This window comes from Streptomyces sp. NPDC002054, assembly GCF_040296685.1.
Lineage (GTDB): Bacteria > Actinomycetota > Actinomycetes > Streptomycetales > Streptomycetaceae > Streptomyces.
Genome location: NZ_JBEOXT010000005.1, coordinates 212,218 through 235,429, shown reverse-complemented (window position 1 = coordinate 235,429; position 23,212 = coordinate 212,218). Strand labels below are relative to the sequence as shown.

Here is a 23,212-nt window from a genome sequence, read left to right as displayed (position 1 = left end):
GTCCCATTCCTCGCCACGTCGGCCGAGGTCATGGACACCCCACCCCGAATCGGTTGCGACGCTTCCCATACCGCATGCACCTCATCTCGCATAGAAAAGTATCCGCCGAAATCCTCGGATTCCAGGTGACCGGAACGGATACGTCAACTCACTTCACCCCTCCAACTGACGGATGAACACGATGGGTTGTGACCGCTGCGGCGGCCCGGGCGGCGGCCGGTCAGGCCGCCCCGCCCAGGAGCGTGCGGCGCACGGCCCGGGTGGTGTCCGCCGGACTGCGTCCGTGGCCGGACCCGTCAAACCCGAGCACCGCAGCGAGCTCCGGGTACGTCTCCAGAGCCCGGCCGGCGCCGGCCGCCCGCAGCTCGGCCAGCAGCTCCCGGTGCCGCCCCAGGGCGAGTTGGGCCTCCACCCACTGGGCGAGCACGGAGCGGCGGGTCCGCTCCAGGCCGGCGATCCGGTCCGCGAGCCGGGGGCCGGCCGCTATCCCGTCGAAGGCCGGCCCCCGCCACAGCCCGAGCGCGCCGCTCAGACGCCGGGCCGCGGTCTCGAAATCCCGTCGGGACATGGCCCGGTAGCCCGCCCCTGCTTCCCGGGCGAACTCGTGCAGGTCGCTCCGGCCGCCGCCGGAGTCCAGCAGGTACCCACCGGGAACCGAGACCAGGACGGTCTCGGGGGTCCGCCGGCCGGCCGGGCCGGTCGCCGCGGCCAGCAGGCCGCGCAGCTGCTGGACGGCATCGAGTAACGCGGTGCGGGTGTGCTCGACCGGAGTGTGGACCGCCAGTTCGCCGGTCAGCACTGTGGCCGGAACCAGCTGGTCGGCGTAGGCGGCGAGCACCGCGAGGATCTGCCGCGCGGTCGGCGCGGCAGGAACCACGGGCAGGCCGTTCTCACGGACGTGCAGCCCTCCGAGCACTTCGATGTCCACAGACCTCTCCCCCGGGATGCGCGGGCAGGACGCGCGGACGCATCCTGCCCAAAAAATAATACCGCTATCTTTTTTCGAGGAACATACCTACGCCGGGTCCGTCGTCGGCAGCACGGAAAAATCCCCCGCACAGGGCGGGGGACGGAGTGGACGCGGGGGGCGAAAGGGCAGGTGGGGCGGGTCAGGCGGCGCCACAGGCTGCGTCGTCGGCAACGTCGGCACCGGCTGCGGCATCGGCCGCGACATCGGCCGCGGCCGTCAGCCTGAGGCCGGCGCAGGCGCAGTCCCGGGCGTCTCCGGACCCGTGCAGTGCCCTGGCGCCCCGCCCCGGCGCCGTGTCGAGCCGGACCGCCACGGCCGGGATCACCAGGCTCGGCAGCACGCTGCTATAGAGCACCGACACCTCCCGGTCCAGCTCCAGTCCGAGGGTCTGGGACATGACGTTGAGCCCGGCGAAGGCACCGACGATCAGCCGGGACGGCTCGGCCGGGTCCACATGCGCGAGCAGTTCGCCCCGGGCCTTGGCCTCCGTCAGCAGGGCGGTGTGCAGGTCGATCCAGCCCTGGTAGGGCGCCGCCCGGTCCAGGCCGCGGCCGGCGTTCTCCAGCGTGAGCCGGGCGCTGCCGCGCATCAGCACGTCGTGCCGCAGCCGGTGCGAGAAGATCATGCCGACGTCGACGAACTCCTGGGCCCTGAAATCCTGGGGGAGGTAGACGGGCTCCATGGCCACCTGGGCGTCGATGACGGCCTGCGCCAGGTCCTCCTTGGAGTCGAAGTGGAAGTAGAGCGCACCCTTGGTGACCTTGGCGAGCCGGACGATGTCCGCCAGCTTCGCCGCCTCGTATCCGCAGTCCTCGAAGACCACGGCCGCCGCCTCCAGGATCGCCTGCCGGGTCCGCACGGCCCGGTCCTGCTTCACCTGCGGTCGTTCCATCCCCATGCCGCCACGTCCCTCTCGGTGCCCCGGTCACATACTCCTGGGTACGATTTCACACCGCTGCGCCACTGCCGACCCCCCGGGGCCACCCGAAGGCCCCCGGCCCGTCACCTGGCGGCGCGCCCCCATGCCTCTGCCCGTATGGCCGGACTGACCGGGCTGAAAAGTACCCATGGGTACGCCGCCCCGGTCCGATGGGAAGACACGCGACGCATTCTGGTGGTACAGACCCGGTGAATCCTGGCCGAATCGGCAGGGTATGCGGCTGGTTCCAGCCGCATACGGGCCGCCTGCCAGCCGCCTCACCAGGCAAAACGCCCGTATCCAGGCTAGTTCCGAACCCACAAGTATGTTTCACTACGCATCGTGAGTGCAGGCACCGACCGCCAGGCGGCGCCTTGACTCACGGTGGAGAACGCAAAGGGCCCCGTCCCGCCCGTCGGGGGACAGGCGGGGCGGGGCCCCTTCGCGACAGCGGCGCAACCGGCCGCGGCAACCCGCCGCAGCAATCGGCCGCGGCAGCCGGTTACTTCAGCCGGGTACCGGCGGAACGCAGGTTGGCGCAGGCCTCGGTGACACGCTTGGCCATGCTCGCCTCGGCCAGCTTGCCCCAGGTCCGTGGGTCGTAGGTGGACTTCTTGCCGACCTCGCCGTCGACCTTCAGGACACCGTCGTAGTTGCGGAACATGTGGTCCGCGACCGGGCGGGTGAAGGCGTACTGGGTGTCGGTGTCGAGGTTCATCTTCACGACGCCGTTCTCCAGCGCGGTGGCGATCTCCTGCTCGCTGGAGCCGGATCCGCCGTGGAAGACGAAGTCGAACGGCGAGGTCTTGCCGTACTTCTCGCCGACACCCTGCTGGAGGTCCTTCAGCAGCTCGGGGCGCAGGACCACGTTGCCCGGCTTGTAGACGCCGTGCACGTTGCCGAAGGAGGCGGCGAGCAGGTAGCGGCCCTTCTCGCCCAGGCCCAGGGCCTCGGCGGTACGGATCGCGTCCTCGACGGTGGTGTACAGCTCGTCGTTGATCTCGTGGCTGACGCCGTCCTCCTCGCCACCGGTCGGGGTGATCTCGACCTCAAGGATGATCTTGGCGGCGGCGGCCTGGGCCAGCAGCTCCTGGCCGATGGCCAGGTTGTCGGCGAGGGTCTCGGCGGAGCCGTCCCACATGTGCGACTGGAACAGCGGGTTCTGGCCCTTGGCGACGCGCTCGGCCGAGACCGCGAGCAGCGGACGTACGTAGCCGTCCAGCTTGTCCTTGGGGCAGTGGTCCGTGTGCAGCGCGACGGTGACGTCGTACTTGGCGGCGACGATGTGCGCGAACTCGGCCAGGGCGACCGCGCCGGTGACCATGTCCTTGCTGTACTGGCCACCCAGGAACTCCGCACCACCGGTGGAGATCTGGATGATGCCGTCGCTCTCGGCCTCCGCGAAGCCGCGCAGGGCAGCGTGCAGGGTCTGGGTCGAGGTGACGTTGATGGCCGGGTAGGCGAACTTGCCTGCCTTCGCCCGGTCGAGCATCTCGTTGTAGATCTCGGGGGTTGCGATGGGCATCTGTCCGCTCCTTGGATGTGCGGGAGTGTCTGGTTACTGGCCCTGACCTGGGGGCGACGTCGCCGTCGCGCCCATCTTTCCAGACTCCTGCACACAGTCCACCCGCCCCGTCCGCATGGTGGCGGAGCGTTTCACGTGAAACACTCCGCCCCTGCGGAAAAGGGCAGGTCAGGACCGATCGCGGGGGCGCCAGGGACCTAAGTCACCAGTTGTCCGGGACCGAACGGCCCCTGCCGCCCGCCTCCGGTTCAGGACAGACCGAGGTCTTCCAGCCGGTACCCGGTGAGGTACGGAAGGCCCTCCTTGGCGATGGCCTCGGCGGCACCGCGGTCCACGATCGTCGCGACGGCGACGACCTCGCCGCCGGCCTCACGGACGGCCTCGACGGCGGTCAGCGGGGAGCCGCCGGTGGTGGAGGTGTCCTCGACGACCAGGCAGCGGCGGCCCTTGACGTCGGTGCCCTCGATGCGGCGCTGCATGCCGTGGGCCTTCTGCGCCTTGCGGACGACGAAGGCGTCCAGGCGGGAGCCGCGCGCGGCGGAGGCGTGCAGCATGGCGGTCGCGACGGGGTCGGCGCCCAGGGTCAGGCCGCCCACGCAGTCAAAGTCGAGCTCCTGGGTCAGGTCGAGCATGACCTGACCGACCAGCGGGGCCGCCTCACCGTCGAGGGTGATCCGGCGGAGGTCGATGTAGTAGTCGGCCTCACGCCCCGACGAGAGAATCACCTTGCCGTGGACCACGGCCTTGTCCTTGATCTGCTGCAGCAGGTCACCACGCACGTCACTCATGCCCATGAGCTTAAAGGCGGCGCCAGGTCCAGGTGGTCGTGACCTCCAGCGGGTCGACCGGGGTGACCAGCCGGGGCAGCGTGTTCAGCCCGTTCGGCGGTCCGCTCTGCGGCTCGACGCACACGGCCTCGGCCTCCTGGTCGTACACGACCACCCATTCCGAACGGCTGGTGATCTTCAGCTCCAGCGCGCCGGGCCAGGTGAGGGTGACATCGACGCCGTAGGGCATGCCGAAGCAGTCGTCCCAGGGGCCGGGCTGCGGGTCGATCCGGCGGCCGGTGGGCAGGTGGTCCTCGCCGCGCTCCTCCTGCCAGTCGGCCCGGAAGTCGAGCTGCACCTCCTCCTCGCCCGGCCCGAGCCGCCGCAGGAACCAGGGGTGCCAGCCGGCCTGGGCCGGGAAGGAGTCCGCATAGGTCTCGATACCCAGGCCCAGGGTGAGGGAGGACTCGGTGAGCTCGACGGTCTGGGTGACCCGGCCGGGGTAGGGCCACGGCTCGGCGAGGTCGTAGACGAAGGCGGCCTCGGCCGGGCCGGTCCGGACCGGCTTCCAGGCGGCGTCCCGGCCGAAACCGTGGAGGGCGTGGGGGGCGGCGTTGACCGGCATCTGGTGGCGCACCCCGCCGTTGCGGAACTGCCCCAGCTCGATGCGCCCGCACCAGGGGACCATCGGGAAGCAGCCGTACGTCTCCCCCTGGCGCAGCAGCTCCGTACCGTCGAGGCGCAGGCTGCTGATCCGGCCGCCGTTCTCCTGGTCGACGGTCACCTCGGCACCACCGGCGCTCAGTTGCGTAGTCATGATCCGACTTTAGGGGGTGGCTCCCTTATCGGCGGCGGCGGAGCGCGCGGCCGAAGACCACGGCCCCGGCGAGGGCCAGGGCGGCGGCGGGGGCGAGCCAGCGCAGGTTCCCGCCGGGGACGCCGGAGTCGGGGGCCGGCACCGGGGCGTAGCGACCGCGCGGCGGTGCGTGGTCGACCTCCTCGGCGCTCCGCCCGATCATGGTGCGGCGGGCGTGGGCAGCCTCGGCGGGCGGGCGGGACTGATCACCGAACTCGCCGTCGAACTCGGCGTCGAGGAACGGGTCCAGCGAGGGGGGCGGCACGTCGGCCTCGTACACGGAGCGGAAGCCGGCGTCGGCGTCGCTGTCGGAGCCGGAGTCCGCATCGGTGCCGGCATCGGCGTCGGCGTCGGTGCCAGCGTCGGCGTCGGCATCGGCCGGCCGGGGCTGCGCGGTCCGGTCCGGCTCCGCCGCCGGGGCGGGCGCCGCCCCGGCCGCCGCGCCGGTCAGCTGGACCGCGGCCCGGTCCAGCAGCCGCCGGACGGCGGTGGCGGTGGCCTCCGGCTCGAAGGCGGCGGCCCTGCCGTCGGCGCCGGCACCGGCCGTGAACCGCAGCCGGGTGCCGCCGTCGGCCGGCTCCAGGTGCAGCGTGAGAGCGAACTTCACGGCGCCGCTGCCGCGGACCTCGGTGCCCTCGCCCTCGATCCGGAAGGTGTCGTCCGCGGGCTCGCTCACAGCCAGCGCGCCCCGGTAGGTCACCGTGTGCCCGCCGACCCGCAGCTTGAGCCGCCCGGCCAGCGGACCGGAGGCCTCGTCGGCGTCCTGCTGGAGCCCCGGCACGCAGCGGGCCAGGCGCACGGGGTCGCGCAGCACGGCGCGGAGATCGTCTGCGGCTGCCGGGACGAACACCAGATGCTCCATGAGGTCGAGCGTAGCGGGGCTCGCCGCGCTTGTACCCGTCCCTGACCGAGCCCGGCGAGCCCCGCTCAGGACACTCCTGCGTAGCGCGGGTGCGACAGGGTGGACGGCGGGAGCCCGCGGATGCGGAGGCGTTCGGCAGCACGGGCTGCGGTCCGCAGGCTCGTGGTGGAGAGGAACCGCAGCCCTGTGTCCGACCCGACCGTGAGTTCCGGGGCGCGGCGGCCGGCCCCGGCCAGCACGAATCCCCAGTCCTGGGGGAAGGCCCCGGGGCCGCCCGCCGGGCCGGGGGTCCGGTCCGGTCCGGCCGCGAACCCGGACAGTCGGCCGCTCGCCGAGTAGGGGGCGGTGCGCAGCCCGGCCGCGCGCAGGGTGGCCTCGACCGTCCAGTAGGTGCGCGGCCGGGTCGAGAGGGGCCCCGCGTGCACCGCGATCCGGCCGCCCGGCCGGAGGGCCCGCGCGGCCAGACCGTAAAACTCCTGGGAGTAGAGCTTGGTGCTGGCGGTGATCCCCGGGTCCGGCAGGTCCGAGATGATCACGTCGAAGCGCCCGGCCACGACCGGATCGCGGAGCCAGCGGAACGCGTCGGAGATGACCACCCCGATCCGCGGATCGGCGTACACCTCCCCGTTGAGCCCGGACAGCATCGGGTCGGTGCGCGCCAGGCGGACCACACCGGGGTCCAGTTCCACCACGGTCACCGATTCCACGTCCGGATGGCGGAGCACCTCCCGGGCGGCCAGCCCGTCCCCGCCGCCGAGGACCAGGACCCGCGCGTGCCGCCCGTACATCGCGGGGTGGACCAGCGCCTCGTGGTAGCGGTACTCGTCGTAGCCGCTGACCCGGAGCCGCCCGTCGAGGTACAGGTCCAGGGAGCGCGGCGAGCCGCCGGCGGGCCCGGTGAGCACGAGTTCCTGCACCCCGGTCTGTACGGCGACCCGCACCTGTCCGCCGTACACCGCGGTACGCGCGATCCGCTCGAAGTCGTCCGACAGGATGCCGGCGGTGGCGAGCAGCGCCAGCACGGTGACATTGCCGACCAGCAGCAGCCAGCGGGCCCGCCGGGTGAGGTCCCGGCGGAACAGCCAGAGCACCAGGGCCCCGCCGGCCGCCGCGTTGACCATGCCGGTGAGCATGGCGCCGGTCAGCTGGCCGAGCAGCGGGAGCAGCAGGAAGGGGAAGGCCAGCCCGCCGACCAGGGCACCGACGTAGTCCGCGGCGAACAGGTCGGCCACCGCGCCGCCCGCGTCCTGTCTGCGGACCCGCTGGATGAGGGTCATCAGCAGCGGGATCTCGGCGCCGATGAGGATGCCGATGGCCAGCGAGAAGGCCACCAGGACGGGCCGGGACTCCCCGAGCCAGGCGAAGCTCGCGTAGAGGGCAGTCGCCGAGAGCCCGCCCACCAGGGCGAGGACGGCCTCGACGGCGCCGAAGCCGGCGGCCGGCGCGGCGCGCATCCGTTTGGCGAGCAGCGAGCCGATTCCCATGGCGAAGACCATGACGGACAGCACGACGGAGGCCTGGGTGACGGAGTCACCGATCAGGTACGAGGCGAGCGCGAGCAGCTCGAGCTCGTACACGAGTCCACAGGCGGCGCAGACGAACACGGTGGCCAGGACGAGCAGTCGGCCGGTCCCGGGTTGAACAGGCAGGGCGGCCGGGCCGGCCACCGGGTTCGTCTGCGCCGCCTGTGGCTCCGGCGCATGCGGTTCCGGCGCTGCCGGGAGCACCCCGCCGGGGACGGAACGGTCGATCATGGAGCGAACGGTACGTCACTGCACGCCCACACCCGGTCACCCACATGGGTGTAACTGGAGTACCCGTTAGGGCAGTTGGCGTAATGGTGCAGAAACGATCGCGGGCGTGCGCGCCCCCGGCGGCGGGGCACCGCCGGGCACTTCCTAGAGCGGCGCTGCGGCGGCCATCCGCACGCCCACCCGGGTGCGGGTGGCCACCAACTGGCCTTCCTGCGGGTACGCGTGCCAGGTGCGCCAACGCACCTGGCCCTCGTGGCGCTGGGCGAGCATCGCGGTGAAGGCGTGCGGACTGCCCGGAAAGGTGCCGGCCAACCCGTTCGGGTGATCGGCCACCAGCGCGAGCAATTCCTGCGCCCGTCCCGCGAACGAGCCCCGCGACAGGGTTTCCACCCGCGCCGCGAACTCGTACTCCCAGTCGCCCACCCGCTTGGCGACGCCGAGCGGCAGCGGCGTACTGCTGCCGGGCATACAGGCGACCGTCTCCGAGCAGAGCACCTCGCCTTCCTCGAGCAGCACCTGGTGGGAGGCCCCGAGCAGGCGCAACTCCACCTTCGCGCACGCCAGTTCGAGGTTCAGTACGGCCAGGGCGGGCAGCGGGTCACGGCCCAGGGCCCAGGCGAGGTCGGCGGCACGCGTGTCGGTGTAGGTGGTCTGGAGGGTCGTGAGCATGAGTCGGCTCCGCAAACGCGCGAGGGAGAGGGGCCGGTCCCCGTCCCAGCCGGAAACGCGTGGGTGGGAGGTGGGCGGGACACCGGCTCTGGTCCACAGGAAGTCCCGGGAGGCCCGGGGACTGGTCTACTCAACCGAGGGAATCATGAAGGGCACGGCACTCACCGCGTTTTTACCCAACTTGACGGGGTTTACATCCCTCCGGGGGCTACCCGGTTCACGTGTTCAACAGACGGGGCCAACGCAGGGGCGCCCGACGGAAGTTGATCCGCCGGGCGCCCCTGCATGCGCGGTGGCACGCTGCCCCGTGTCAGCTGCCGCCGCCGCAGCCCCCGCCACCGCCGCCACCGCCGCCACAGGAGGACGAGGAGCCGCCGCAGGAGGACCAGAACCCTCCTCCGGCGCTGCCGCAGGAGCTTCCCCCGCCGCTGCTGTCCGTGGAAGCCCAGCGGCTGCGCCGCGAACCCGGCCTCTTGGAGTACCGCTCCCGGTTCACGGAACGAACCCCGAGCGCGATGGCCCCGCCCACCACTACGATCATGAACCCGCCAAAGACGATGGCCTCGAACACGGTCCTCGCCCTCCTTCGGTCGCCCCCGGTCCCCCGGGGGTGCGGGATCCCCGCGTCCCGCGTGCCGGTGAAATGCCCGCACCACGACGGGCCCAAAGCACACTTGAGCAAGTCCAGAGGTTGCCCGCAGGATGGCGGTCATGAGCGCACCCGTGGGCGGCAGCCGCCCCTTCCTGAACCGCCGTCTGGCCGCCTTCGGTACGACGATCTTCGCGGAGATGTCCGCGCTGGCGGCCCGGACCGGATCGATCAACCTGGGCCAGGGCTTCCCCGACACCGACGGCCCGGCGGAGATCGCCGAGGCCGCCTCGCGGGCGGTGCTCGCGGGCCGCGGCAACCAGTACCCGCCCGGCCCCGGCATCCCCGAGCTCCGCACCGCGATCGCGGCCCACCAGCAGCGCTTCTACGGCCTGGGCTACGACCCGGACACCGAGGTGCTGGTCACCGCAGGCGCCACCGAGGCCATCGCGGCCTCCCTGCTCGCCCTGCTCGAACCGGGCGACGAGGTCATCGCCCTCGAACCCTTCTACGACTCCTACGCCGCCTGCATCGCGATGGCCGGCGCCACCCGGGTCCCGGTCACCCTCCGCCCCACGGCCGACGGGGTCTTCGCCCTCGACCTGGACGAACTCCGCAAGGCCGTCACCCCGCGCACCCGGCTGCTGCTCCTGAACACCCCGCACAACCCCACCGGCGCCGTCCTGACCGGCACCGAACTCGCCGCGATCGCGGAACTCGCCGTCGCCCGCGACCTCCTGGTGGTCACCGACGAGGTCTACGAGCACCTGGTCTTCGAGGGGAGCCACATCCCGCTGGCGGGCCTGCCCGGCATGCGCGAGCGCACGGTCACCATCTCCTCCGCCGGCAAGACCTTCTCCTTCACCGGCTGGAAGGTCGGCTGGGTGACCTCCTCCCCCGCCCTGGTCTCGGCGGTCCGCTCGGCGAAGCAGTTCCTGACCTACGTCTCCTCGGGCCCGTTCCAGTACGCAATCGCCGAGGCACTCGCCCTCCCGGACGACTACTACGCATCCTTCCGCGCCGACCTGGCCCACAAGCGGAACATCCTCACGGCCGGCCTCACCGCGGCCGGCTTCGAGGTCTACCGCCCCCAGGGCACGTACTTCATCACCACCGACATCGCCCCCCTCGGCGAAAAGGACGGCCTGTCCTTCTGCCGCGCCCTCCCGGAGCGCTGCGGAGTCGTCGCCATCCCCAACTCGGTCTTCTACGACGACAAGGAAGCCGGCCACACCCAGGTCCGCTGGGCCTTCTGCAAGCGCACGGACGTGTTGCACGAGGCGGTTGAGCGCCTCAGTCGGCTGACTCGCTGAGCGCGAGCCGGATGGACGTGTGGACGCAAGGCCCAGCCTTTCAACCGGGCCCCGTCCTGCACGGGTACGACGAGCTACTCAGTGTCCTTGGGGTGCTGAGTAGACGCGTAGACCAGGATGACGGTCTCAGTCTCGGGACTGACCAGGTAGCGCACTCGTCCACCGCTCGTGACCTCGAACTCCCACTGCTCCAGTGCAGATCCCTTCCATTCCTTCGTGGCGAGTTTTCCGCGGAGCTGATGCTGGCGATTCCAGTTCTCACGCGACAGCGGGTCGGTGCGCAACACCTCCAGGCATCGGTGGGCACTGGGCAGCGCCGCGCGGCACAGTTCCTCCCAACCCGTCACCGCCTCCGTGGTCCCGAAGACCACATTCCACCCGCTCAGGGGTGGGACGCTGACACGATCGCCCTTCTTCGGACTCACCCACGCACCTCGACCGGACCCAGGTCATCCCCGTCGAGCGGACGCAGCGCTTCCTTGAGCTGCTGAGGATCAGCATTGATGCGAGCCGTCGCCCTCCAGGAGACGAGCGCGCGGTGCACGGCTTCCCTGGCACCCAGCTCTGCCGCATCGGAAAGCGCTTCCAGGAGTTCCACGGTGAACGCGCGTATCTCTTCGTCATCCAGATGCCGCACCCAGGGGAAGACCTCCGGCAGCGCCAGCAGGAGCGACCGGGCTCCGTCGTCGTGCTTCATCAGAGCGAGGAAGAGCCGGGACGCCGTCGTGAGGTTCTCCTCGGTGCGCTCCGCGTGAAGGGCGGTCGTCAGCACCATGTCGGGTGCGTCCCGATGCGTGACGCGCAGAGCACCGAGGGCGGCAGCCCGGGCGGCGACAGCCTTCGGGTTTCTCGACAGGTCGGTGAACGAGACCGACTCGGGCTCAGCTCCCAGGTAAGCAAGGCTCATACTCAGACTGTACTCAGATTACATTCTGAGTGCCAGCCACGGACGTCCTCGAGGAAGCCGCCGCCCGGCTCGCGCGGCCCGTATACGGGATGCGTACGGGTATTCGGAAACGCTTCGGGCTTCGGGCACGTTCATCTGGTGACCTTGAACGAGGGAAGGCTCATCCGTTGGATGTGTGAGGCCGGGGGGAATCCGGGAGATGGCCGCAAGCAGTGTGACCGCTGCCGTAAAACAGAGCGGGGAGACGGGCGGGGACGGGGGTGCCCGGGGTGGGGTGCCGGTTGGGGTGGTGGCCGTTGGCGTGTTCGTGGCGGTGCGGGCCGTCGGGGTGGTCGTGGTGGCCGTCTGCGCCTGGTGGAGCGGGAAGGATCCCGTCGCCGTGCTCGGCGCGTCCTGGGACTCCGTCTGGTACATCGGGATAGCCGAGCAGGGGTACGGCCGGACGCAGGTGTGGCCGGAGATCGGTTCCGTGCAGAGCGACCTCGCGTTCTTTCCGCTGTATCCCGGGCTGATGCGGGCCGTCTGCGCGCTCCTGCCGTGGGTGGGGCCGGCCGGGGCCGGGCTGCTGGTGGCCTGGGGGGCCGCGGTGGCGGGTGCGGTCGGGGTGTACCGGGTCGGGGAGCTGGTGGCCGGGGCTCGGGCCGGGCTGCTGCTGGTGGTGGTGTGGGGGGTGCTGCCGCATTCGGTGGTGCTCGGCATCGCCTACACCGAGGCCCTGCTGGCCGCCCTCGCCGCCTGGGCGCTCTACGCGGTGCTGCGCGAGCGCTGGCTGTGGGCGGCGGCGCTGGCGGTGCTCGCCGGGCTGACCCGGCCGACCGGCATAGCCGTCGCGGCTGCCGTCTCGGTGGCCGCGCTCTACGAGCTGCTGCTGAAGCCGAGGGCCCCGCTGCGGGTGTGGGCGGCCGGGCTGCTGGCCCCCGCGGGCTGGGCGGCCCATCTGCTGGCGGTGGGGATCCGGCGCGGGGATCCGCTCGGCGGCTATTTCGCGGTGCAGCGCGACTGGGGGTCGTACTTCGACTTCGGCCGCGGGGTCGCGGGGTCGGTGGCGCGGGTGCTGGCCGGCCGGACCCAGCTGGTCACCGCGGTGGTGCCGGTGGTGATCGTGGTGGCCCTGGTGCTGGCAGTACTGCTGGCGCGCGGCTGGGCGCCCCTGCCGCTGCTGGTGTACTGCGGCACCCTGCTGGTGATCACGCTCGGCGGGGCCGGGTTCTTCGAGTCGAAACCCCGGTTCCTGCTGCCGGCCTTCCCCCTGCTGCTGCCCGTCGCAGCCGCAATGGCGCGAGCCCGGCCGCGGACGGCGGTCGCGGTGACCGTCGCCCTGGCCGGGCTCTCGTACGGCTACGGGACGTATCTGCTGATCAGCGCCCCACTGCCGCTGTGATCACCGCCTGGGTGATCACTGCCTAGTTCTCGTCTTCGCCCTTGTCCTCGCCGTCGGCGGAGTCGATCTCCTGCTCCAGGCCGAGCTGCTCCACGAGCCACTTGTCGAACTCGATGGAGGCGCGGACCCAGCTGACCGTGGAGGACACGAAGTGCTCCAGGGAGACGCCGGTGCCGATCAGCATCTGCGCCTCACCGATCAGGCGGACCGAGCCGTCATCGTGGGTGTGGCTGTACACCTTGGGCCAGAGGGTGCGGCGGTTCCAGTCGTCGATCGACTCGAGAAGCTGGGGCTTCTCGTCGATCGCGTGCGGGCGGTCGTAGAACGTCCGCACCGAGAAGACCTGCTGCTCGCCCTCTCCGCGGAACATGAAGTAGGTACGGAACTCCTCCCACGGCGCCGCGAGGTCACCCTCGTCGTCGACGACGTACTTGAGCTCCATCTGCTCCAGCAGCTGCTTGACCAGATCCTGGTCAGGGACGACGGGGCCCGCCGGTCCTGAGGCCTGCGGTTCGGGCTGTCCCCCGAAATTCGGAATCGAGGCCGGGTCGATGCTCACCGTGTATTTCCCTTCGTGCGGATGTTGTCATCCTCCCCCATCGCGCCTACCCCGTGGCAAGCCCCGGCACCGCTATCCGCTCCCGGCGGAAAGGATGCGGAAGGATGCAGCGGGGCCGAGTACCGGGGCCGCCCCGTCACATTGCCCTGCCGACCAGCAGGTCGTCCCCGGCCACATCCACCCGGACGGTGTCGCCGTCCTTGACCTCGCCGGCCAGGATCTCCCGGGCCAGTCGGTCGCCCACGGCCGTCTGGATCAGCCGCCGCAGCGGGCGGGCACCGTACGCCGGGTCGTTGCCCTTCTCCGCCAGCCAGGCCAGGGCCTCCGGGGTGACGTCCAGGGTCAGTCGGCGCTCCGCCAGCCGCTTCGCCAGCCGGCCGATCTGGAGCTCGGCGATCCGGCCCAGCTCCGCCCGGTCCAGCGCGGAGAAGACCACGATGTCATCCAGCCGGTTGAGGAACTCCGGCTTGAAGCTCGCCCGGACCACCTCCATGACCTGCTGCTTCTTCTGCTCCTCGGAGGTCACCGGATCCACCAGGAACTGGGATCCCAGGTTCGAGGTCAGGATCAGGATGGCGTTCCGGAAATCCACCGTCCGGCCCTGGCCGTCGGTGAGCCGGCCGTCGTCCAGCACCTGCAGCAGGACGTCGAAGACCTCGGGATGGGCCTTCTCGACCTCGTCCAGCAGCACCACGCTGTACGGGCGCCGGCGGACCGCCTCGGTGAGCTGGCCGCCCTCCTCGTAGCCCACGTACCCGGGCGGGGCACCGACCAGCCGGGCCACGCTGTGCTTCTCCCCGTACTCCGACATGTCGATCCGGACCATGGCCCGCTCGTCGTCGAAGAGGAAGTCGGCCAGCGCCTTGGCCAGCTCGGTCTTGCCGACGCCGGTCGGGCCCAGGAACAGGAAGGAGCCGGTCGGGCGGTCCGGGTCGGCGATGCCCGCGCGGGTGCGGCGGACCGCGTCCGACACGGCGCGCACCGCCTCCGACTGGCCGATCAGCCGGCGGCCCAGCTCCTGCTCCATACGCAGCAGCTTCTGGGTCTCGCCCTCCAGCAGCCGGCCGGCCGGGATGCCGGTCCAGGAGCCGACGACCTCGGCGATGTCGTCCGGGCCGACCTCCTCCTTGACCATGGTGTCCTTGGCCGCGGTGTCCTTGGCGGCCTCCTGCTCCGCCTCGGTGGCGGCGGCCAGCTCGCGCTCCAGCGCGGGGATCTCCCCGTAGAGCAGCTTGGACGCGGTGTCGAAATCGCCGTCGCGCTGGGCGCGCTCGGCCTGGCCGCGCAGCTCGTCCAGCCGTTCCTTGAGCTCGCCGACCCGGTTGAGGCCCTGCTTCTCCTTCTCCCAGCGGGCGGTCAGCCCGCGCAGCTCCTCCTCCTTGTCGGCGAGGTCCTTGCGCAGCTTCTCCAGGCGTTCCTTCGAGGCCGGGTCGGACTCGTTCTTGAGCGCCAGCTCCTCCATCCGGAGCCGGTCCACCACGCGCTGCAGCTCGTCGATCTCCACCGGGGAGGAGTCGATCTCCATGCGCAGCCGGGAGGCGGCCTCGTCGACCAGGTCGATCGCCTTGTCGGGGAGGAACCGGGAGGTGATGTAGCGGTCGGAGAGGGTGGCGGCGGCGACCAGCGCGCTGTCGTTGATGACGACCTTGTGGTGGGCCTCGTAGCGGCCCTTGAGGCCGCGGAGGATCGCGATGGTGTCCTCCACACTCGGCTCGGCGACCAGCACCTGCTGGAAGCGCCGTTCCAGTGCGGGGTCCTTCTCGATCCGCTCTCGGTACTCGTCGAGGGTGGTCGCGCCGACCATCCGGAGTTCGCCGCGGGCCAGCATGGGCTTGAGCATGTTGCCGGCGTCCATGGCGGAGTCGCCGCCGGCGCCCGCGCCCACGACCGTGTGCAGCTCGTCGATAAAGGTGATGATCTGGCCGTCGCTGCCCTTGATCTCGGCGAGGACGGTCTTCAGGCGCTCCTCGAACTCGCCCCGGTACTTGGCGCCGGCCACCATCGCGCCGAGGTCCAGGGAGACCAGGCGCTTGTTCTTCAGGGACTCCGGGACGTCGCCCTTGACGATGCGCTGGGCCAGGCCCTCGACCACGGCGGTCTTGCCGACGCCGGGCTCGCCGATGAGCACCGGGTTGTTCTTCGTACGGCGCGAGAGGACCTGGACCACGCGCCGGATCTCCTGGTCGCGGCCGATCACCGGGTCGAGCTTGCCTTCGCGGGCGGCGGCCGTGAAGTCGGTGCCGAACTTCTCGAGGGCCTTGTACTGGCCCTCGGGGTCGGGGGTGGTCACCCGCCGTCCTCCTCGTACGTTCTCGAAGGCCGCGAGCAGCTTCTTCGCGCTCGCGCCCTGCTGGTCCAGGACCTCCCCGGCGGCGCCGCCCTTGGCGGCGACGGCGATGAGGAGGTGTTCGGTGGAGAGGTACTCGTCGCCGAGGCGGCCGGCCTGGGCGTCGGCCTCGGCGAGGACGGCGAGCAGGTCGCGGCTGGGCTGCGGGGGCGCGACGGTGGAGCCGGTGACGCTGGGCAGGCCGGCGAGGATCCGCTCCGCTCCGGAGCGTACGGCTGCCTGGTCGGCGTCGACGGCGGCCAGCAGGTCGGTGATGTTCTCGTTGTCCTGGCCGGCGAGCAGGGCCAGCAGCAGGTGCGCCGGGGTCAGGTCCGGGTGGCCGTCCTTCACGGCCCTGCTGGTGGCGGCGTTCAGTGCGTCGCGGCTCCTGTTGGTCAGCTCGGCGTCCACGTGCGGCTTCTCCTCTCCGTCTCCGTACAGATACTGACAAGGTCAACGTGCACAAAGTTGAGTCTATTCCACTCAAGGCAGTGGGACGTACGCTCGGCGCATGTCCCACGACGTACTCAACCCGACGCCGGAGTACCTCGCCTTCTGGCGGGAGCGGCATGTGTGCACCCTGACCACCCCCCGGCCGGACGGCACCCCGCACGTGGTCCCGGTGGGCGTGACCTACGACCCCGAGGCCGGACTGGCACGGGTGATCAGCAACAAGCACAGCAAGAAGGTCCGCAACGTGCTGGCGGCGCAGCCGGGCCGGGCTGCCCGGGTGGCGGTCTGCCAGATGGAGGGGCGCCGCTGGGCCACGCTGGAGGGGCACGCGACGATCCGCACGGACGAGGCCTCGGTCGCCGAGGCGGTGGCGCGCTACGCGGAGCGCTACGGGCGGACCCCGTCGCCCAACCCGGACCGGGTGGTCATCGAGATCGCGCTGGACCGGGCCATGGGCCGGGCCTGAAGTTATACGTTGCGGCTTGTCCGGTTCCGGTACTGGACGCGGACATCACAACGGCGCCATCGTGTTCAGGTCCACGATGGCGCCGTTGTGTGGGGGAAGCGCCTGAGCGATCTTCAACGACGGGGGAATCGCTTCAGGCACTGCGGGGGGTGGCGGTGGTGATATCGGGCTCGAAGAGCTGGTGGTCACGCTGATCCAGATTGACGAAGACCATGCCGTACCGGACCTCGCAACGAACGGGTTGCGGGGCGCCTCGGGGGCGGCGCAGGCAGCGGTAGGCGCGGACGTCTTCGTCCTCCTCGCGAACGATGACGATGGGCTGGCCGAAGAGAGTGACCATCAAGGAGTCGCCGGCGTGGGGGATCGCCGTGACAAGATCGATGAACTGCCACCCGGAACGGTAGGCGGAGGCCATTTCCCGCCGGAAGTCGCGGTCGTCGGGGGTCATGCGTCGAACTTCCCGTCCAGCGGAGCGCTGCCCCAGCCGCTGTCCCAGCCGTCCAGCGGGGCACTGCCCCAACCACTGTCGGCCGGCCCGCTGCCCCAGCCGGAGTCGGTCGTTCCGAGGTCGCCCCCCGCCACCCCATAGGCCACAACCGTGGAGAGAGCAACGGCAACCACCGAGCGAAGCAATTTCTTGTACATGGTCGACTTCGTCCTCACTGGATGGATTCCTCTCCCCCGCATGACAGACGATGACTTATCGAGCCACGTCGATGCCACTGTGGCGATGCATCATGTTCCTGTAGATGCAGGACCCTGGGGGTGGGAGATTAGGTGGTAAAGAGTGCTAATCAGACACATCCCCACCCGGTCACCGAACTCTGCGACCTGGGTGCGGAGCTCTACGCCAGCGCGCTGAGCTCGGGCCGACTCGCCCGCGCGGAAGTCGAGCAGACGCCCTGCCTGCTGGAATTCGCGCTGCTGCACCCCGACCCGGACGACGCCAACTGGCTCCGTCCGGTTCCCCCTTCGGTGGCCCTGGCACAGCGGCTGCACCCGCTCGAACGGGAGATCCTGCAGAGCAGGCGGGCATCCATCGAGCTCACCGAAGCTTTTGAGCCATTCATGGCCATCAGCGCGCTCAGCCCCGCGCCCACCCACGCGATCACCGTGTTGGAGGGATTCAACCGGATCAACGCCGCCCTCAACGTCGCGACCGCCGAGTGCCACACCGAAATGCTGACCATCCAGCCCGGTGGGGGCCGTGCCGAACACATCCTCAACCAGGCGATCGAACGCGATCAACCGCTGATCCGGCGGGGCGTCAGCATGCGCACCCTCTACCAGCACACCGTCCGGCACAGCCGCGGCACCATGGCCTACATCGACCGCATCGCGGGCGGGAAGGTCGAGTTCCGCACCCTGGAGGAGCTGGTCGAGCGCCTCATCATCTGCGACGAGTCGGTCGCCTTCATCCCGGCCCGGGACGACCAGCAGGTCGCCCTGGAACTGCGGCACCCCGCCCTGGTCCGCTACCTCATCAAGGTGTTCGAGCAGCTCTGGCACCGGGCCGTGCCGCTGCGCGAGGAAGTCAGCTACGGGCCCACCCCGGAGGGCATCACCGGGGTGCAGCGCTCCATCGCCCAGCTCCTGGTCGAGGGGCACGTGGACGAGGCCATCGCGCGCCGCCTCGGCATGAACGTACGGACCTGCCGGGCGCACATCGCCAAGCTGGCCATCACCCTCGGCAGCGGCAGCCGGGCCCAACTCGGCTTCCTCATCGCCCGGTCCGGGATCCTCAACGGCCCGGAGAAATAGCCGTAGCAACAGAGAAGGCCCCTGCCCGACGAACGGGCAGGGGCCTTCTGAACGCACTACGTACGCTGCGGCGCGGTCAGTCCTGTGGCCGCTTGGGCCGCCACACGACCAGCGCGCTGGTCTGCTGCACGTCCTGGTACGGAACCAGGTCGCGCCGGTACGAGGCATGGACCTGCGCCTCGCGCTGCTGCATGGCCACGGCCGCACCGTCCACGGCCGCCGACAGCTCGCCGACCCGCTGCTGAAGTGCGGCGACCTGGTTCTCCAGCTCGATGATGCGCTTGATGCCGGCCAGGTTGATGCCCTCGTCCTGGGACAGCGCCTGCACCGTGCGGAGCAGTTCGATGTCGCGGGCCGAGTAGCGGCGGCCACGGCCGGCCGTCCGGTCCGGGGAGACCAGGCCGAGCCGGTCGTACTGGCGGAGGGTCTGCGGGTGCAGACCGGAGAGCTGAGCGGCGACCGAGATGACGTAGACCGGAGTCTCGTCCGTCAGTTGGTAGGCACCGCTGCCGAACTTCGACTGGCGTCGTCGGCCGTCCATCTCATGCTCCCTTCGCTGCCTCGAACAGGGCGCCCCGGGGGTCCTCGTCCAGCGTGGCCGCCCGGTACGTCTCCAGCGCCTCGCGGGCCTTGTCGGGCAGGGCGGTGGGCACCGCCACCTCCACCGTCACGAGCAGGTCGCCGCGGGTGCCGTCCTTGCGGACCGCCCCCTTGCCGCGTGCGCGCATGGTACGGCCGTTGGGCGTGCCCGGGGGCAGCTTCAGCGTGACCGGCGGCCCGCCCAGGGTGGGCACCCGGATCTCGCCGCCCAGAGCGGCCTCGGTGAAGGTCACCGGAACGGTCACCGTCAGGTTGTCGTCCCGGCGGCCGAACACGGGGTGCGAGTCCACATGGACCACCACGTACAGGTCGCCGGCCGGGCCGCCGCGCTCGCCCGGACCGCCCTTGCCGCGCAGCCGGATCCGCTGGGCGTCGGTGACGCCCGCCGGGATCCGCACCTGCATGGTGCGGGAGGACTTGGCCCGGCCGCTGCCCTTGCAGATCTCGCAGGGGGTTTCGGCGATCAGGCCGCGGCCCTTGCAGTCCGCGCACGGGTCGGTCAGCGAGAAGCCGCCGCCGCTGCCCCGGGACACCTGGCCGGTGCCGACGCAGGTCGGGCACACCCGGGGCGTGCCGTTCTTGTCGCCGGTGCCGGAGCAGGCCTTGCAGGGGGCCTGGGAGGACATCCGGAGCGGGACCGTGGCCCCTTCCACCGCCTCGGTGAAGCTGAGCGTCACCTCGGACTCGATGTCCTGGCCGCGGCGCGGCTGGGTACGGGTCCCCGTCCCGGCGCCGCCCCGGTTGAACAGCCCGCCGAACATGTCGCCGATGCCGCCGCCGCCGAAACCGCCGCCCGCCCCGCCCTGGGTGCCTCCGAAGAGGTCACCCAGGTCGAAGTTGAACGTGCCGCCGCCGGCGCCCGGCCCGGGGCGGAAGCCGCCGTTGCCGAAGAGGGCGCGCGCCTCGTCGTACTCCTTGCGCTTCTTGGGGTCGCCGAGGATGTCGTTCGCCTCGGAGATCTCCTTGAAGCGTTCCTCCGCCGAGGCGTCGCCCTTGTTGGCGTCCGGGTGGAACTCGCGGGCGAGCTTCCGGTACGCCTTCTTGATCTCGGCCTCGGTGGCGTCCTTGGGGACGCCGAGAACCTTGTAGTAGTCCTTCTCCACGAAGTCCTTCGTGCTCATCGACGTCCCTCCTCCCAGGTACTGCCGGCCCTGCCGCTGTTCCTACTCACTGTCCTTCTTGTCGGCGGACTCCTCGGAGTCCTCCGACTTGGGGGCCGCCGCCCCGGGCTGGGGCTCGGCCACCGCGACCCGCGCGGGGCGGATCGTGCGCTCGCCGATCCGGTACCCCGGCTGCAGGATCGCCACGCAGGTCGTCTCGGTGACGTCCGGCGCGTACGAGTGCATCAGGGCCTCGTGGATCGTCGGGTCGAAGGGCTCGCCCTCCTTGCCGAACTGCTGCAGCCCCATCTTGGCGGCGACCGTCTCCACCGATTCGGCCACCGACTTGAACCCGCCGACCAGCTCCCCGTGTTCCCGGGCGCGGCCGATGTCGTCCAGCGTCGGGAGGAGCTCGGTCAGGAGGCTCGCGACGGCGATCTCCTTGACCGTGACCCGGTCCCGGTCGACCCGGCGACGGTAGTTCTGGTACTCGGCCTGGAGCCGCTGGAGGTCCGCGGTGCGCTCGTTGAGCGCCGTACGGGCCTGGTCCAGCTGCGCCAGCAGAGCGGTTTCGCGGCCTGCAGCCGCTGCGCTGTCCCCGGCCGGGGCCGCCCCCTCCGCCGTGTCGGCGGAGTCGGCGGCCTTCGGCTCCTCGGGCGTGCCGTCGGCGGGGACTTCGGGCTTCTCTTCAAAGCCCGGGGTCTCCTCCGACATCAGACAGCGCCGCCCTTCGGCTTGTCCTCGTCGACGATCTCGGCGTCGACGACGTCGTCGTCGGCCTTGGCCTCGCCGGCCTCGGCGCCCGCCGCACCCTGGGCGGCCTGGGCGTCGGCGTAGATCGCCTGGCCCAGCTTCTGCGAGACGGCCGCGACCTTCTCGGTGGCGGTGCGGATCTCGGCGGTGTCCTCGCCCTTGAGCTTCTCCTTCAGCTCGGCGACGGCGCTCTCGACCTCGGTCTTGACCTCGGCCGGGACCTTGTCCTCGTTGTCCTTGACGAACTTCTCCGTCTGGTACACGAGCTGCTCGGCCTGGTTGCGGGTCTCGGCGGCCTCGCGGCGGCGGGTGTCCTCCTCCGCGTACTGCTCGGCCTCCTGGCGCATCCGGTCGACCTCGTCCTTGGCGAGCGAAGAACCGCCGGTGACGGTCATCTTCTGCTCCTTGCCCGTGCCGAGGTCCTTCGCGGTCACGTGCATGATCCCGTTGGCGTCGATGTCGAAGGAGACCTCGATCTGCGGGACACCGCGCGGGGCCGGCGGCAGACCGGTCAGCTCGAACATGCCGAGCTTCTTGTTGTACGCCGCGATCTCGCGCTCGCCCTGGTAGACCTGGATCTGCACGGACGGCTGGTTGTCCTCGGCCGTGGTGAAGATCTCCGACCGCTTGGTCGGGATGGTCGTGTTGCGCTCGATGAGCTTGGTCATGATGCCGCCCTTGGTCTCGATACCGAGGGACAGCGGGGTCACGTCGAGGAGCAGGACGTCCTTGACCTCACCCTTGAGCACACCGGCCTGGAGGGTGGCGCCGATGGCGACGACCTCGTCCGGGTTCACACCCTTGTTGGCCTCCTTGCCGCCGGTCAGCTCCTTGACGAGCTCGGCGACGGCGGGCATGCGGGTGGAACCGCCGACCAGGACCACGTGGTCGATCTCGGACAGCGCGATGCCGGCGTCCTTGATGACGTTGTGGAACGGGGTCTTGCAGCGGTCCAGGAGGTCCGCGGTCAGCTGCTGGAACTGGGCGCGGGTGAGCTTCTCGTCCAGGTGCAGCGGGCCCTCGGCGGACGCCGTGATGTACGGCAGGTTGATCGTGGTCTCCGTGGAGGAGGACAGCTCGATCTTCGCCTTCTCGGCGGCCTCGCGCAGACGCTGCAGGGCCATCTTGTCCTTGGCCAGGTCGACGCCGTGGCCGTTCAGGAACTGCTTGACCAGGTAGTCGACGACGCGCTGGTCCCAGTCGTCACCACCGAGGTGGTTGTCACCGTTGGTGGCCTTCACCTCGACGACGCCGTCGCCGATCTCCAGGAGGGACACGTCGAAGGTGCCGCCACCGAGGTCGAAGACGAGGATGGTCTGGTCGTCCTTGTCGAGGCCGTAGGCCAGGGCGGCGGCGGTCGGCTCGTTGACGATGCGCAGGACGTTCAGGCCCGCGATCTCGCCGGCCTCCTTGGTGGCCTGGCGCTCGGAGTCGTTGAAGTACGCCGGGACGGTGATGACCGCGTCGGTGACCTTCTCGCCCAGGTACGCCTCGGCGTCGCGCTTGAGCTTCTGCAGGATGAAGGCGCTCATCTGCTGCGGGTTGAAGCTCTTGCCGTCGATCTCGATCTTCCAGTCGGTGCCCATGTGGCGCTTGACCGACCGGATGGTGCGGTCCACGTTCGTGACCGCCTGACGCTTGGCGACCTCGCCGACGAGGACCTCGCCGTTCTTGGCGAAGGCGACGACGGACGGCGTGGTCCTGGCGCCCTCGGCGTTGGTGATGACGGTGGGCTCGCCGCCTTCGAGAACGCTGACGACGGAGTTGGTGGTGCCCAGGTCGATGCCGACCGCACGAGCCATTTTGATTCCTCCAGCTGACTTGAGTGGAACAGACTCAACCATGCCTCATCGCCGCGCAGCCGTCAACAGACCTGAGTCTTGGGGGCTCAACCTTTAGGCTCCCCTTACGCGCAAGCCGGGCGGCTGGGCCGTGTGGCGGGGCCCGGACCGGGCGGCTGGGCCATACGGCCGAGCGGGGGACGGTGCCGCGCGCCGGACACCGGGCGGGCCGGGCGCGCGGCAGGCTGCTGGCATGCGGCTCCCGCTCACCCCGCCCCCGGCCAAGCGGGTCTTCGACCTGCTCGGCGCCCTGGCGCTGCTGGGTGCGCTCGCCCTCCCCCTGCTCGCGATCTGCGCCGCCCTGTACGCCGCCCACCGCGGCCGGGTCTTCGTACGCGAGCCGGCCGCGGGCCTCGGTGGCCGGCCGTTCCGGACCTGGAGGTTCCGTACGGCGCCGGATGGCCTGCTGCGCCGGCATGCACTGGACCGCCTGCCCCAGCTGATCAATGTGGTGCGGGGGGAGATGTCGCTGGTCGGGCCGCGCCCGCAGCCGCCCGGCGCCGCCGGAGGCATCTGTTCCGCCGACCGGCTGTTCGTACGGCCCGGAATCACCGGGCTCTGGCAGGTCGGCGACCGGACCGGGATGCCCTGGGAGGAGATGGAACTCCTCGACCGCCACTACGTCGAGCACCACTGGCTCGGCATGGACCTGCGCATCCTCGCGCGGACCCCGCGCGCCGCCGTCGGCCCGCGAAGGGTCCCCTGAGCGACACAGATCACCGGCCGCACAACTACAGTGCGGCCCTAGAACTGGGTAACCTCAGCTTTTGACTGAATAAGTTACCGCTTAGTAGCGCCATACTGGACTGTGTCGGCGCTCCGCCTCGCAGGCCCGCCCGAG

General features: G+C 70.8%; 23 protein-coding genes. 5 read left to right on the top strand and 18 right to left on the bottom strand.

Annotation, left to right across the window (positions count from 1 at the left end):
* Positions 1-220: 220 nt before the first annotated feature.
* The 8 genes from ABT123_RS06890 to ABT123_RS06855 all read right to left on the bottom strand — a co-directional run bounded on the left by ABT123_RS06890 (position 221) and on the right by ABT123_RS06855 (position 8,322).
* On the bottom strand, positions 221-928 hold the full coding sequence (locus ABT123_RS06890; RefSeq protein ID WP_351310531.1) for an AfsR/SARP family transcriptional regulator: 708 nt from the start codon (positions 926-928) through the stop codon (positions 221-223).
* Positions 929-1,109: 181 nt separating this feature from the next.
* Positions 1,110-1,868 carry a ScbR family autoregulator-binding transcription factor gene (locus ABT123_RS06885; protein WP_351310529.1) on the bottom strand — a complete coding sequence of 253 codons (759 nt, stop codon included), beginning with the start codon at positions 1,866-1,868 and terminating at the stop codon, positions 1,110-1,112.
* A 523-nt stretch (positions 1,869-2,391) separates the two neighbouring features.
* Entirely contained in the window at positions 2,392-3,414 is a 1,023-nt protein-coding gene (gene fbaA / locus ABT123_RS06880) for a class II fructose-bisphosphate aldolase (protein ID WP_351310527.1), read from the bottom strand.
* Positions 3,415-3,662: 248 nt separating this feature from the next.
* A complete protein-coding gene (gene pyrE, locus ABT123_RS06875) occupies positions 3,663-4,202 on the bottom strand; it encodes an orotate phosphoribosyltransferase (protein ID WP_351310525.1) in 540 nt (179 codons plus the stop codon).
* A gap of 10 nt (positions 4,203-4,212) precedes the next feature.
* Entirely contained in the window at positions 4,213-4,998 is a 786-nt protein-coding gene (locus ABT123_RS06870) for an aldose epimerase family protein (protein WP_351310524.1), read from the bottom strand.
* 25 nt (positions 4,999-5,023) lie between these two features.
* Positions 5,024-5,899, bottom strand: coding sequence for an SRPBCC domain-containing protein (locus ABT123_RS06865; protein WP_351310522.1), 876 nt, complete (start codon positions 5,897-5,899; stop codon positions 5,024-5,026).
* A 65-nt stretch (positions 5,900-5,964) separates the two neighbouring features.
* Positions 5,965-7,653, bottom strand: a complete 1,689-nt coding sequence (locus ABT123_RS06860) for a polyamine aminopropyltransferase (RefSeq protein ID WP_351310520.1) — start codon at positions 7,651-7,653, stop codon at positions 5,965-5,967.
* 144 nt (positions 7,654-7,797) lie between these two features.
* The gene (locus ABT123_RS06855; protein ID WP_351310518.1) at positions 7,798-8,322 is read right to left on the bottom strand and encodes a DUF2617 family protein; all 525 of its coding nucleotides are present in this window, start codon (positions 8,320-8,322) and stop codon (positions 7,798-7,800) included.
* A gap of 702 nt (positions 8,323-9,024) precedes the next feature.
* Here ABT123_RS06855 and ABT123_RS06850 point away from each other — a divergent pair.
* Positions 9,025-10,224: a pyridoxal phosphate-dependent aminotransferase gene (locus tag ABT123_RS06850; RefSeq protein WP_351310516.1), complete on the top strand. Its 1,200-nt coding sequence runs from the start codon at positions 9,025-9,027 to the stop codon at positions 10,222-10,224.
* A 74-nt stretch (positions 10,225-10,298) separates the two neighbouring features.
* On the opposite strand, the gene ABT123_RS06845 is transcribed toward ABT123_RS06850, so the two are convergent.
* Together ABT123_RS06845 and ABT123_RS06840 are read right to left on the bottom strand one after the other, a co-directional pair.
* Positions 10,299-10,649 carry a hypothetical protein gene (locus ABT123_RS06845; RefSeq protein ID WP_351310514.1) on the bottom strand — a complete coding sequence of 117 codons (351 nt, stop codon included), beginning with the start codon at positions 10,647-10,649 and terminating at the stop codon, positions 10,299-10,301.
* Positions 10,646-11,131, bottom strand: coding sequence for a prevent-host-death family protein (locus ABT123_RS06840; protein ID WP_351310512.1), 486 nt, complete (start codon positions 11,129-11,131; stop codon positions 10,646-10,648). Before ABT123_RS06840 ends, ABT123_RS06845 begins: the two co-directional genes overlap by 4 nt.
* A gap of 286 nt (positions 11,132-11,417) precedes the next feature.
* On the opposite strand from ABT123_RS06840, the gene ABT123_RS06835 reads away from it, so the two are divergent.
* Entirely contained in the window at positions 11,418-12,512 is a 1,095-nt protein-coding gene (locus tag ABT123_RS06835; protein ID WP_351310510.1) for a hypothetical protein, read from the top strand.
* A 22-nt stretch (positions 12,513-12,534) separates the two neighbouring features.
* Here ABT123_RS06835 and ABT123_RS06830 read toward each other — a convergent pair whose 3' ends face one another.
* Both ABT123_RS06830 and clpB read right to left on the bottom strand, forming a co-directional pair.
* Positions 12,535-13,071, bottom strand: coding sequence for a YbjN domain-containing protein (locus tag ABT123_RS06830; protein ID WP_351310508.1), 537 nt, complete (start codon positions 13,069-13,071; stop codon positions 12,535-12,537).
* A gap of 136 nt (positions 13,072-13,207) precedes the next feature.
* Positions 13,208-15,808 (bottom strand): ATP-dependent chaperone ClpB, encoded by a 2,601-nt coding sequence (gene clpB / locus ABT123_RS06825; RefSeq protein ID WP_351310507.1) that lies wholly within the window; start codon positions 15,806-15,808, stop codon positions 13,208-13,210.
* Positions 15,809-15,908: 100 nt separating this feature from the next.
* Between clpB and ABT123_RS06820 the strand changes: the two genes are divergently transcribed.
* Positions 15,909-16,316, top strand: coding sequence for a pyridoxamine 5'-phosphate oxidase family protein (locus ABT123_RS06820; RefSeq protein ID WP_351310505.1), 408 nt, complete (start codon positions 15,909-15,911; stop codon positions 16,314-16,316).
* A gap of 133 nt (positions 16,317-16,449) precedes the next feature.
* Here ABT123_RS06820 and ABT123_RS06815 read toward each other — a convergent pair whose 3' ends face one another.
* Both ABT123_RS06815 and ABT123_RS06810 read right to left on the bottom strand, forming a co-directional pair.
* Positions 16,450-16,764 carry a Rieske (2Fe-2S) protein gene (locus tag ABT123_RS06815; RefSeq protein WP_150208898.1) on the bottom strand — a complete coding sequence of 105 codons (315 nt, stop codon included), beginning with the start codon at positions 16,762-16,764 and terminating at the stop codon, positions 16,450-16,452.
* A complete protein-coding gene (locus ABT123_RS06810; protein WP_351310503.1) occupies positions 16,761-16,979 on the bottom strand; it encodes a hypothetical protein in 219 nt (72 codons plus the stop codon). Before ABT123_RS06810 ends, ABT123_RS06815 begins: the two co-directional genes overlap by 4 nt.
* A gap of 114 nt (positions 16,980-17,093) precedes the next feature.
* Here ABT123_RS06810 and ABT123_RS06805 point away from each other — a divergent pair, with 114 nt between their 5' ends.
* On the top strand, positions 17,094-18,077 hold the full coding sequence (locus ABT123_RS06805) for a helix-turn-helix transcriptional regulator (protein WP_351310501.1): 984 nt from the start codon (positions 17,094-17,096) through the stop codon (positions 18,075-18,077).
* 76 nt (positions 18,078-18,153) lie between these two features.
* On the opposite strand, the gene ABT123_RS06800 is transcribed toward ABT123_RS06805, so the two are convergent.
* Genes ABT123_RS06800 through dnaK form a run of 4 tightly spaced genes read right to left on the bottom strand, consistent with a single transcriptional unit; the run spans position 18,154 to position 22,332 of the window.
* On the bottom strand, positions 18,154-18,618 hold the full coding sequence (locus ABT123_RS06800; protein ID WP_351310499.1) for a heat shock protein transcriptional repressor HspR: 465 nt from the start codon (positions 18,616-18,618) through the stop codon (positions 18,154-18,156).
* A 1-nt stretch (position 18,619) separates the two neighbouring features.
* A complete protein-coding gene (gene dnaJ, locus ABT123_RS06795; protein WP_351310497.1) occupies positions 18,620-19,798 on the bottom strand; it encodes a molecular chaperone DnaJ in 1,179 nt (392 codons plus the stop codon).
* Positions 19,799-19,840: 42 nt separating this feature from the next.
* Positions 19,841-20,491 (bottom strand): nucleotide exchange factor GrpE, encoded by a 651-nt coding sequence (gene grpE / locus ABT123_RS06790; protein ID WP_351310496.1) that lies wholly within the window; start codon positions 20,489-20,491, stop codon positions 19,841-19,843.
* A complete protein-coding gene (gene dnaK / locus ABT123_RS06785; protein ID WP_351310494.1) occupies positions 20,491-22,332 on the bottom strand; it encodes a molecular chaperone DnaK in 1,842 nt (613 codons plus the stop codon). The genes grpE and dnaK overlap by 1 nt, the downstream gene beginning before the upstream one ends.
* A 232-nt stretch (positions 22,333-22,564) precedes the next feature.
* On the opposite strand from dnaK, the gene ABT123_RS06780 reads away from it, so the two are divergent.
* Positions 22,565-23,077 (top strand): sugar transferase, encoded by a 513-nt coding sequence (locus ABT123_RS06780; protein ID WP_351310493.1) that lies wholly within the window; start codon positions 22,565-22,567, stop codon positions 23,075-23,077.
* Positions 23,078-23,212 lie beyond the last annotated feature (135 nt).

Bases quoted from the DNA above. Each gene is read 5' to 3' on its own strand.
- ABT123_RS06885 (WP_351310529.1), bottom strand. From the start codon at position 1,868: ATGGGGATGGAACGACCGCAGGTGAAGCAGGACCGGGCCGTGCGGACC.
- fbaA (WP_351310527.1), bottom strand. From the start codon at position 3,414: ATGCCCATCGCAACCCCCGAGATCTACAACGAGATGCTCGACCGGGCG.
- pyrE (WP_351310525.1), bottom strand. From the start codon at position 4,202: ATGAGTGACGTGCGTGGTGACCTGCTGCAGCAGATCAAGGACAAGGCC.
- ABT123_RS06870 (WP_351310524.1), bottom strand. From the start codon at position 4,998: ATGACTACGCAACTGAGCGCCGGTGGTGCCGAGGTGACCGTCGACCAG.
- ABT123_RS06865 (WP_351310522.1), bottom strand. From the start codon at position 5,899: ATGGAGCATCTGGTGTTCGTCCCGGCAGCCGCAGACGATCTCCGCGCC.
- ABT123_RS06860 (WP_351310520.1), bottom strand. From the start codon at position 7,653: ATGATCGACCGTTCCGTCCCCGGCGGGGTGCTCCCGGCAGCGCCGGAA.
- ABT123_RS06855 (WP_351310518.1), bottom strand. From the start codon at position 8,322: ATGCTCACGACCCTCCAGACCACCTACACCGACACGCGTGCCGCCGAC.
- ABT123_RS06850 (WP_351310516.1), top strand. From the start codon at position 9,025: ATGGCGGTCATGAGCGCACCCGTGGGCGGCAGCCGCCCCTTCCTGAAC.
- ABT123_RS06840 (WP_351310512.1), bottom strand. From the start codon at position 11,131: ATGAGCCTTGCTTACCTGGGAGCTGAGCCCGAGTCGGTCTCGTTCACC.
- ABT123_RS06820 (WP_351310505.1), top strand. From the start codon at position 15,909: ATGTCCCACGACGTACTCAACCCGACGCCGGAGTACCTCGCCTTCTGG.
- ABT123_RS06815 (WP_150208898.1), bottom strand. From the start codon at position 16,764: ATGACCCCCGACGACCGCGACTTCCGGCGGGAAATGGCCTCCGCCTAC.
- ABT123_RS06800 (WP_351310499.1), bottom strand. From the start codon at position 18,618: ATGGACGGCCGACGACGCCAGTCGAAGTTCGGCAGCGGTGCCTACCAA.
- dnaJ (WP_351310497.1), bottom strand. From the start codon at position 19,798: ATGAGCACGAAGGACTTCGTGGAGAAGGACTACTACAAGGTTCTCGGC.
- grpE (WP_351310496.1), bottom strand. From the start codon at position 20,491: ATGTCGGAGGAGACCCCGGGCTTTGAAGAGAAGCCCGAAGTCCCCGCC.
- dnaK (WP_351310494.1), bottom strand. From the start codon at position 22,332: ATGGCTCGTGCGGTCGGCATCGACCTGGGCACCACCAACTCCGTCGTC.
- ABT123_RS06780 (WP_351310493.1), top strand. From the start codon at position 22,565: ATGCGGCTCCCGCTCACCCCGCCCCCGGCCAAGCGGGTCTTCGACCTG.